This window comes from Marinobacter halodurans (assembly GCF_004327985.1).
Classification (GTDB): Bacteria; Pseudomonadota; Gammaproteobacteria; order Pseudomonadales; family Oleiphilaceae; genus Marinobacter_A; species Marinobacter_A halodurans.
Window position 1 is genome coordinate 1 of sequence record NZ_SJDL01000073.1, and the last position, 6,009, is coordinate 6,009.

The 6,009-nt window shown below is 58.5% G+C and carries 8 protein-coding genes; all 8 read left to right on the forward strand.

The features are described from left to right. The coding region (locus EZI54_RS24635) for a hypothetical protein (RefSeq protein WP_165495853.1) at positions 1 to 222 on the forward strand (222 nt) is incomplete at its 5' end. Continuing rightward, complete coding sequence (locus EZI54_RS22870; RefSeq protein WP_131484183.1) at positions 219 to 1,478, forward strand: hypothetical protein; 1,260 nt, start codon at positions 219 to 221, stop codon at positions 1,476 to 1,478. The genes EZI54_RS24635 and EZI54_RS22870, both read left to right, overlap by 4 nt. A 31-nt stretch (positions 1,479 to 1,509) precedes the next feature. Next, entirely contained in the window at positions 1,510 to 1,782 is a 273-nt protein-coding gene (locus EZI54_RS22875; protein WP_131484184.1) for a hypothetical protein, read from the forward strand. Further along, on the forward strand, positions 1,779 to 3,038 hold the full coding sequence (locus EZI54_RS22880) for a hypothetical protein (protein WP_131484183.1): 1,260 nt from the start codon (positions 1,779 to 1,781) through the stop codon (positions 3,036 to 3,038). Before EZI54_RS22875 ends, EZI54_RS22880 begins: the two co-directional genes overlap by 4 nt. 39 nt (positions 3,039 to 3,077) lie before the next feature. Beyond that, positions 3,078 to 3,254, forward strand: coding sequence for a hypothetical protein (locus EZI54_RS24640; protein WP_165495854.1), 177 nt, complete (start codon positions 3,078 to 3,080; stop codon positions 3,252 to 3,254). 8 nt (positions 3,255 to 3,262) lie between these two features. Further along, positions 3,263 to 3,700, forward strand: coding sequence for a hypothetical protein (locus tag EZI54_RS22885; RefSeq protein ID WP_131484185.1), 438 nt, complete (start codon positions 3,263 to 3,265; stop codon positions 3,698 to 3,700). Between the two features lie 772 nt (positions 3,701 to 4,472). Continuing rightward, on the forward strand, positions 4,473 to 4,751 hold the full coding sequence (locus EZI54_RS22890) for a hypothetical protein (protein WP_131484186.1): 279 nt from the start codon (positions 4,473 to 4,475) through the stop codon (positions 4,749 to 4,751). Positions 4,752 to 4,759: 8 nt separating this feature from the next. Continuing rightward, on the forward strand, positions 4,760 to 5,932 hold the full coding sequence (locus tag EZI54_RS22895) for a hypothetical protein (protein WP_131484187.1): 1,173 nt from the start codon (positions 4,760 to 4,762) through the stop codon (positions 5,930 to 5,932). Positions 5,933 to 6,009 lie beyond the last annotated feature (77 nt).

A 6,009-nucleotide genomic window follows, 5' to 3' on the forward strand; every position in this document is an offset into this window, starting at 1 on the left:
GCCCTCTACGTCGTCTTGCGCTACAAGCCGGACGGCACCGCCCAGTGGCTGCCGGGGAAGCACTTCCATCTGGTGCTGGGGGAGCGGGGCAACACGCCGTCGGTAGCCGCCAACGAAACGACACACTGGCAGGCGATCGAGCCGCTGGATGAGCCGGATCGGCGTCTGGCACCCCTGGCGATCCAGCCGCTGTCGCCACTTGCAACCGAGGATAGAGCATGACCGAACACGCCCTGGAAGCCGGCGAGCGCCGGCACGCCGCCGACGGGGATCTGCTGGCCCTGAGCCCCAGGCCGGTGAAGACCGGCGCCCAAGCCAGCGATGCCATGAACTGGATCCGCCGCAAGAACGCAACCTGGATGGACTTGCAGGGCGGGGACCTGCTGATGGCGGCGGAGTTCTCGTTGATGTTTTTGAGTCTGGCGGTTCTGGTAACAGCTACAGGTGTTGCCATGACACTCAGTAAGCTGACCCTCCAGGGAATTTGGGATCCGGATCCAATAGTGGTCATGGTTGTCGGCAATATTTTTTGCACACTGCCTTTCGGTCTCGTGCCTCACCTGATGACCAATCATGCTGTCAAGAACGATGCGCCGATCCGGCTGCACCGGCAGAAGCGGGCTGTTGCGATTCCCCATTGGGTTGGGGGGCGCGATTTCAATTATCCTCTATGGAAAGATTCAACGTTTATCGCCATTTACGGCTTCTATACGTTTGGCATTCTTGGCTGGCTAGTGACCTGGTGGAGCGAAGAGCCATATGGCCGTGGCTCAGTTGAGATGCGTGAACTGATTGCTATCGCCTTCGGCATCAGCCTTTTCACCCTTGTGCCCTATCTGGTGACTGGGATTGTCCTCAAGATCCGCAGCCAGCCCCGGCTGACCTACCTCTTTTACCCATGGGAGCAGTTGGTCGCCTTTATCCAGAAACAGGAAACCACCGCACCGACGATGCTGGCCAGCGCCAGCCACCTGACCCTGGCGGTGCCGGACCCGGACAACCCGGGCACGGCCAAGGCCGCCGCCGCTATCAACGTGGGCCACGAGACGGTGGGCCTGGCCCAGTGGGAGTGTATCCGGGCCTACATGGACGAGGGCCCCGAGGCGTGCCCCGATCCCCGGGACTACGAAACCCTGGCGGCCTACAAGGCGCGATGCCGACAGGCCCGGCAGGAACTGAGTGCCGGAGCCTGGCTGTGGAAGAAGGTCAAGGATGGGTTCTTCCAACGCTACCTGGCGCACGTGATCACCGAGCGCCGGGTGAACAAGCTGATGCCCAGGGCGATACCGGAGGAGCTCGAGGCCTGGTCCGAATCGCTGCCGGAAGCCGAATGGGCGCAGCCCTCCGATGAGCTGACAGAACTCAACCGCCGCCTGGCGGACGCCTATCGCCGCGGGGCGAAGTTCACGCAAATGGGCCCGGTAGAACGCTGGCTGGCCGAACCGCCGGCCGACGCCAGGGGGCATGCGACCGCCTGACCTTGTAGCCGTCATGGGAAATGGGTGCGGCATGGCCGCCTTTGAAGTCCACCTGCTGCCGAGCGAACTGGCGGCCATCGAGGCCCTCTACGTCGTCTTGCGCTACAAGCCGGACGGCACCGCCCAGTGGCTGCCGGGGAAGCACTTCCATCTGGTGCTGGGGGAGCGGGGCAACACGCCGTCGGTAGCCGCCAACGAAACGACACACTGGCAGGCGATCGAGCCGCTGGATGAGCCGGATCGGCGTCTGGCACCCCTGGCGATCCAGCCGCTGTCGCCACTTGCAACCGAGGATAGAGCATGACCGAACACGCCCTGGAAGCCGGCGAGCGCCGGCACGCCGCCGACGGGGATCTGCTGGCCCTGAGCCCCAGGCCGGTGAAGACCGGCGCCCAAGCCAGCGATGCCATGAACTGGATCCGCCGCAAGAACGCAACCTGGATGGACTTGCAGGGCGGGGACCTGCTGATGGCGGCGGAGTTCTCGTTGATGTTTTTGAGTCTGGCGGTTCTGGTAACAGCTACAGGTGTTGCCATGACACTCAGTAAGCTGACCCTCCAGGGAATTTGGGATCCGGATCCAATAGTGGTCATGGTTGTCGGCAATATTTTTTGCACACTGCCTTTCGGTCTCGTGCCTCACCTGATGACCAATCATGCTGTCAAGAACGATGCGCCGATCCGGCTGCACCGGCAGAAGCGGGCTGTTGCGATTCCCCATTGGGTTGGGGGGCGCGATTTCAATTATCCTCTATGGAAAGATTCAACGTTTATCGCCATTTACGGCTTCTATACGTTTGGCATTCTTGGCTGGCTAGTGACCTGGTGGAGCGAAGAGCCATATGGCCGTGGCTCAGTTGAGATGCGTGAACTGATTGCTATCGCCTTCGGCATCAGCCTTTTCACCCTTGTGCCCTATCTGGTGACTGGGATTGTCCTCAAGATCCGCAGCCAGCCCCGGCTGACCTACCTCTTTTACCCATGGGAGCAGTTGGTCGCCTTTATCCAGAAACAGGAAACCACCGCACCGACGATGCTGGCCAGCGCCAGCCACCTGACCCTGGCGGTGCCGGACCCGGACAACCCGGGCACGGCCAAGGCCGCCGCCGCTATCAACGTGGGCCACGAGACGGTGGGCCTGGCCCAGTGGGAGTGTATCCGGGCCTACATGGACGAGGGCCCCGAGGCGTGCCCCGATCCCCGGGACTACGAAACCCTGGCGGCCTACAAGGCGCGATGCCGACAGGCCCGGCAGGAACTGAGTGCCGGAGCCTGGCTGTGGAAGAAGGTCAAGGATGGGTTCTTCCAACGCTACCTGGCGCACGTGATCACCGAGCGCCGGGTGAACAAGCTGATGCCCAGGGCGATACCGGAGGAGCTCGAGGCCTGGTCCGAATCGCTGCCGGAAGCCGAATGGGCGCAGCCCTCCGATGAGCTGACAGAACTCAACCGCCGCCTGGCGGACGCCTATCGCCGCGGGGCGAAGTTCACGCAAATGGGCCCGGTAGAACGCTGGCTGGCCGAACCGCCGGCCGACGCCAGGGGACATGCGACGGCCTGACCGTTATCACCGCACAAGTACCGCAATGAACAGGGTGGATTGAAATGCCCCGGCTACTATCCAGACACCGAAAATCGTCCGGAACGCTACTGGCGCGATATGGACGACGACACCTTCAAGGCCTGCGAGCGCGAGATGCACTATCGAGTCCACGCACTGCGCACCCTGAGCCGGCCAAACATCATGGCCGAGAAGACGGTCTACGCGAGCTACTAGCACTCAAGTTGTTCGAGAATCAGGATCCGCTGGTAATCGAATCTCACCTGCGGATGGTGGAAATGCGGTCGCCGGCCAATTTGGGGCCGGGTATGGTCACGCTCTGGCGACTATTTCCGCTGGATATTCCAAGGACCAGGGAAAGCATTCTTTACAGCGAGCCAACCGACAATGGATACCTTTTTTATCTGGAAGCGCCCGGGGTGCATATGGAGGAGCAAAAGGGCCTGTTCGGAAACGTGGTCAGTCGGGAGATCGTGAAGTACTCGTGGAGCGCCCGTGTCCAGATCCGCATTGGCAAGAAGGACGACCTGATGGTTTTCCCTGCGCCCTTGCCGGACTCTTCATTAACGTACGATAAAAACAATGAAGAACATACCAAGCCCGATTTCTCCGAAACGGACAGGGTTTTCTGGTTTGATGAAAAGGTGGTTCAACGTGGATAGTGTTGTGGAAATGCAGAGGCAGACAACGGGTTATTATGCCGATACCGCGTATCGACCGGATCAGATACCGGAGCAACCTCCCCAACATGAGGACCACAACCAATCCGCACTGGGGCGTTTTGGTACCGCGCGCTTGCCGTGGGGACATACGGAACCGGTTGTACCCATTATTCTTTTCGCGAAGGCCCCCCCAAAACTACTGCGTTGGCATGAAGAGCATGGGGATCCCCTGGAGGGCACTGGCTATCAGGGGCGGATGGATCATGAGTGTTTTCGATACGCGCCTTTAGCCAAGCGCTTTCAAGTCCTAAATCTAACAGAAATTTTTTCCAGATTAACGGTCCTTATTTTTGGCCCTTTGATGATATTGACGCTGATCATCGGATCGTTTTTTACATCAAAAGAAAACTATTGGCAGAGTTTGATAAATGAGGAATGGGTATCGGCAGTTTTAGTGTTTGGGATACCTATTGGCATTTGGCTTACATCATGGACTCTAGGAAAGCTTTTCTTAGGTTGGTTCCTAAAGGCCGGAAAGGGCCCTTTATGGGAGCTTAACCGCCGGACTGGCATGGTCACGGTTTGGACTTACCCTCCGAAACTCCCCTTCATTCCCCGTGGAGAGCCAAAAGTCTTCAAGGCACCTTTCGTGGAATTTGACGCTTGGGTCAGTACCCGTGGCGACCGGGCCGGGATACTGAACCGTCTCCATCTGTTCCATCGTTACAGCAAATGCGAAGCAGGTGTGGGGGCTGTCGGTGGAGCGACCAGCATGCCCGAACCCTGCTACGCCCTTTGGGACTTCGTACAAAACTACATGGACGTGACCCAGCCCTTGCCCGACATCCCGATCTGGGAAGCCTACCGCCACCTGGACCCGGTGACAGCCGAGCACGACCGTAAAACCAGCCGTCCGGAACGCTACTGGCGCGATATGGACGACGACACGTTCAAGGCCTGTGAACGGGAGATGCACAACAGGGTCCGAGCGCTAAGCACCCTGGGTCGGCCAAACATCATGGCCGAGAAGACGGTTTACGCGAGCTACTAGCACTCAAGTTGTTCGAGAATCAGGATCCGCTGGTGGTCGAGTCTCACCTGCGGATGGTGGAAATGCGGTCGCCGGCCAATTTGGGGCCGGGTATGGTCAAGCTCTGGCGCATATTTCCGCTGGATATTTCGAGAACCAGGGAAAGCATTCTATATAGTGAGCCAACCGACAATGGGTACCTCTTTTATCTGGAAGCGCCCGGGGTACATATGGAGGAGCAAAAGGGCCTGTTCGGAAACGTGGTCAGTCGGGAGCGCTTTTACGACCTAGTAGAAAGACGCGTTCGTGTCCTCAAATCTACGGATGGGGTTGCAACGTTCAACGATCTGTTCGCGTTGAACGGCTTGAGGTACCTGATCGGTCAGCACACCCTGAATCAGTGCCTGGTTCATCTCGACACGTCAGTTTTCAACTTTGATCGCCTCGCTGGCTCCGCCGCAAAGAAAACGGAGGCCTACCGGGCTGATCACGGGAGCGATTTCGTGAAGAGCCTTGCCAAGGGCGACGAGGGGCTCTCGAAATTCCTCGTGGCTTCATCAGAAGACGCGACCTCTGGTAGCGCTACTAGCGAGTCAGCGGCTGATGGGAAAAATGATGGCTCTGGCCATTTAAGGGCGTCCTTGCTACAGCGTCTTCAGACGATGTCGATTGATGAATCCGAGGTTCCGGAAGCACTGCGAGAGCACTATGCAATAAGCCGTAAGCAACACGCCAAGGTGGTCGAGAATATTCCCACGCTTGAAGACGACACGCTGACACAGTGGGTGCAAGCCTCGTATACATCCGTCGGGCAGTTGGTGGCTGAGGTGAGCAGCGAGTTTTACGAAATGACTCAGCGCATCGTGCTTCAGGAAATGGCCAAAGCCCCAGTCTACAAGCACATCGACACTATTTTGATCCCGCTGGAACTCTTAAGAGCAGGCAACCCCTTTATGCGGGGTGGTCTCAAGCTGACCCACGCCGATGAATTTATGACAAATCCGAATCCCGAGATGGTTCCGCTCGGAATACGTTTTGGGAGGCAGGAATCCGGGGTGGCCAAGTTTTCCGACTCAGCGTTGAACGAATCTCTCAAAAAAGCCGGGGGGCAAGGTCTGCTAAGCCCGAAAGGAGGCGTGCCCAACCGGGTAGTGAGGTGGACCCGATCAGTTGGACAACCTGATGGTGTCACTAAGCTATGATCCGGTTGTTTCCCTGGCTCAGGCTAGCCAAGGCTATCGGTTGCCCGTAGTACACCTCATCGGGCGTTTGATACTCA

Excerpts from the sequence above, each read along its gene's own strand:
- EZI54_RS22870 (WP_131484183.1), top strand. The coding sequence starts at position 219 with ATGACCGAACACGCCCTGGAAGCCGGCGAGCGCCGGCACGCCGCCGAC.
- EZI54_RS22875 (WP_131484184.1), top strand. The coding sequence starts at position 1,510 with ATGGCCGCCTTTGAAGTCCACCTGCTGCCGAGCGAACTGGCGGCCATC.
- EZI54_RS22880 (WP_131484183.1), top strand. The coding sequence starts at position 1,779 with ATGACCGAACACGCCCTGGAAGCCGGCGAGCGCCGGCACGCCGCCGAC.
- EZI54_RS22890 (WP_131484186.1), top strand. The coding sequence starts at position 4,473 with ATGCCCGAACCCTGCTACGCCCTTTGGGACTTCGTACAAAACTACATG.